Annotated in this window: 3 protein-coding genes and 2 pseudogenes; all 5 read right to left on the reverse strand. The window is 67.8% G+C overall.

Annotated elements, in window-relative coordinates; all coding sequences use genetic code 11:
- Nucleotides 1–1,216, reverse strand: a pseudogene (locus ABCR83_RS32510) (ADP-ribosyltransferase); the annotation flags it as partial.
- Nucleotides 1,216–1,623, reverse strand: a complete 408-nt coding sequence (locus ABCR83_RS32515; RefSeq protein WP_462698863.1) for a DUF6507 family protein — start codon at nucleotides 1,621–1,623, stop codon at nucleotides 1,216–1,218. The gene ABCR83_RS32515 and the pseudogene ABCR83_RS32510, both read right to left, overlap by 1 nt.
- 32 nt (nucleotides 1,624–1,655) lie before the next feature.
- Nucleotides 1,656–1,964 carry a pore-forming ESAT-6 family protein gene (locus ABCR83_RS32520; protein ID WP_462698864.1) on the reverse strand — a complete coding sequence of 103 codons (309 nt, stop codon included), beginning with the start codon at nucleotides 1,962–1,964 and terminating at the stop codon, nucleotides 1,656–1,658.
- 1 nt (nucleotide 1,965) lies between these two features.
- Complete coding sequence (locus ABCR83_RS32525) at nucleotides 1,966–2,307, reverse strand: hypothetical protein (RefSeq protein WP_462698865.1); 342 nt, start codon at nucleotides 2,305–2,307, stop codon at nucleotides 1,966–1,968.
- 144 nt (nucleotides 2,308–2,451) lie between these two features.
- Nucleotides 2,452–2,598, reverse strand: a pseudogene (locus ABCR83_RS32530) (serine/threonine-protein phosphatase); the annotation flags it as partial.

The following is a 2,598-nucleotide window of genomic DNA, read 5'->3' on the forward strand; positions in this document are numbered from 1 at the left end:
CCCTCGGCAGCTCGACCGTCCCGTCGGGCAGCCGGTGCGCGCCCGGCAGCCCGTCCCTCAGCGCATCCGCCAGGGCGCCCACCTTCGGCAGCGCCGGCAGCTTGCTGAGGGCCTTGCCCACCGTCAGGCTGGTGCCCTTGGCGACATAGGTCATCGGGTCGATGTACCTGCCGGTCCTGGCCGCCACCGTGACGACCTTGCCGAGCTTGCCGGCCGTGCCGGCCTTTGTGGCCGTGCCCGCGCCCGTGAAGAGGGTGCCGAGGTTGAAGCCGGCGCCGCCCGCCGCGCGTTGGGGGTTCTTGCGCCACTCGTCCCAGGACACCAGCGACTTGCCCGCGTCGATCGCCGCCTGCTTGGACTCCCGGATGAACTTCGGGTCCTCGACCCTGCCCATCCCGCCCATCCCCGGCATGGAGGAGAAGCTGTTGAGGATCTTGGCGGGCTGCGGGATGCCGAGCGCGACGGTGCCGGCCAGGGTCTTGCCGAGCCCCTTCCAGGCATCCCCCATCTGGTCCCAGCCGTCGACCCCGGCCAGCCTGCCCAGGCCCTTGACGGTGCCCCAGACGCCATCGACGACCACGCCGTCCCAGACAAAAGACTTGACGCCGTGCAAGGCGCTCTCGTACCACTCACGCTTCCGGTCCACCGGGGTACCCCAAGGCACCTTGGCATGCTCAAGGGTGTCGGCCGACAGCCCGTACATGGCCGGCCCGTGCGAGCCGTCATCCTCAATGAACCGCGTACCACCGTCGATCAGAGCGGTGATCTTGTTGTGACACCGGCGCTCCGCCTCCTGGAACGCGTGATACGCACTGGTGATGTCCTCGGAGATGCGGTTGTTCTCGTCGACGTTCTTCTGGTGACGGCGCCACCCGTGATCGCCGTCGATCTTGTTCAGAAAGGCCACGGCCTGCAGCCGTAACGCCTTCAGCTTCTCCACCAGCGGCCGGACTTCGCCCTCGTACTCACGCAAGGCGGCCGCGACCTTCTCCAGCTTTCCGGCGAAATCATCCGCCTTCTGCCGCACCGGCAGCGTCGTCGCGAACAGCTGCCCCGCCTCCGGGGCGTGGTAATACGCCGACAGTCCCTGGAACTTGGAATGAACGGCCGCACCCGTGGAGCGAATGGCATGGGCGTCCTTCCGCAACGCCCCGATGTCCTCGTCCAGCGCCTCGAGATTCCCGGTGAACTGTGGAATCTTCGACAGTTCCAGCACTACTTCCTCCCCCCGCCCCCCTCGGCCCCGGCCTGCGCCTCGGCCTTGAGCTTTTCCAGGTCGGGGGCCTGCAGTGCGTCGTGCTGGGCCTGGGCCGCCATCTTCAGGTCGCCCTCGACGTAGTGCAGGGCCGCCAGCTCCGCGCCCTGGATCGACTTGCCGGCCCGGGCCGCGATGAACAGCAGCTCGTCCTGCAGGTGCTGGGCGAACTCGGCCAGGGCCGCCGTCACCACGAAGCCCGCCTCCGGGCCATGACCGCCCTCGGCCACGGTGCCCGCGTTTTTGCCCGCCGACGCCAAGTGCTCGATGTAGGCATTGACTTCGCCCTGCACCTCGCCCGCCGCCGACCTGGTGTCGTTGAGCACGCCGACCACGCCGTGGACATCGATGTCCCACCCGGGATCCATGAAGCCCCCTCGAAGCCCCCTTTACCGTCCGGTCAGCCGATGCTGTCGACGGCGGCCTTCGCCCTCGTCAGGGTGTGCTGTGCCGTGGCGTCGTTCTTCTCCATCGTGGTGCGCAGCAGATGGATGATCTGGCGCACCTCGGTGGCCGCCCGGTTCCAGCGCAGTTCCTTGTCGTGGTACTGGTCGGAGACGCCGTCGGCCTGGAAGTTGGACATGGCCGCCTTCACCGCCGCGTCGCGGTCGTTCAGCAGTCCCTCCAGCCGGGAGACGATGCCCTGCAGCGAGGTCTGTACCTCGGTCGAGGCGCCGAGGTCATAGCTGCGCCGGTCCGTGCTGCCCATGTCAGACCCCCTGCCGTCCCGAGAAGCGGGCCGCGTCGAAGTTCGCCGCCGCCATCTGCTGCTGTGCGTTGTCCGCGTGTTCGTGCTCGCCCTCGACGAACGAGGTGTCCATGCCGGCCTGACCGCCGAGGATCGCGGCCAGTGCGTGGTTGAGGTCGGCGGCGACCTGGTCCGAGTGCTCCTTGAACCGGTCGAACGCGACCCGGCCCGCTCCGTTGAACTTCCCCTCCAGCGGCTGTGCGGCCGCGATCAGTTGCCGGATCAGCGCGCCCAGGTCGCCATGCGACCCCTGGGTCGATGTGACCAGGTCGGACAGCGTCGTCTGCCCCATGTCAAACTTCATGAGCTCACCCCCGTCCCGCCACAGGCGGTTTTCGATGACTCAAACAGCTATATCGGGAAGGGTAGTTGGAGTGACAACAGAGTTACGAAGCTGACGCAGCCGTGGGCATCGGAATCAGCCATGCCACGAACCGCCGGAATTCCCTCAATCCCGGCAGATGAGCAGCAGCGCCCGATCGTCGTTGACGTCCTTGGCGACCGCCTCGATCAGATGCCAGGCCGCGCCCGCGAAGCCGGAGGTGACATAGCGGTCGGCCTCCCCGGTGAGCCGGTCCATACCCTCGGTGAGCTC

Source organism: Streptomyces xingningensis (assembly GCF_054957865.1).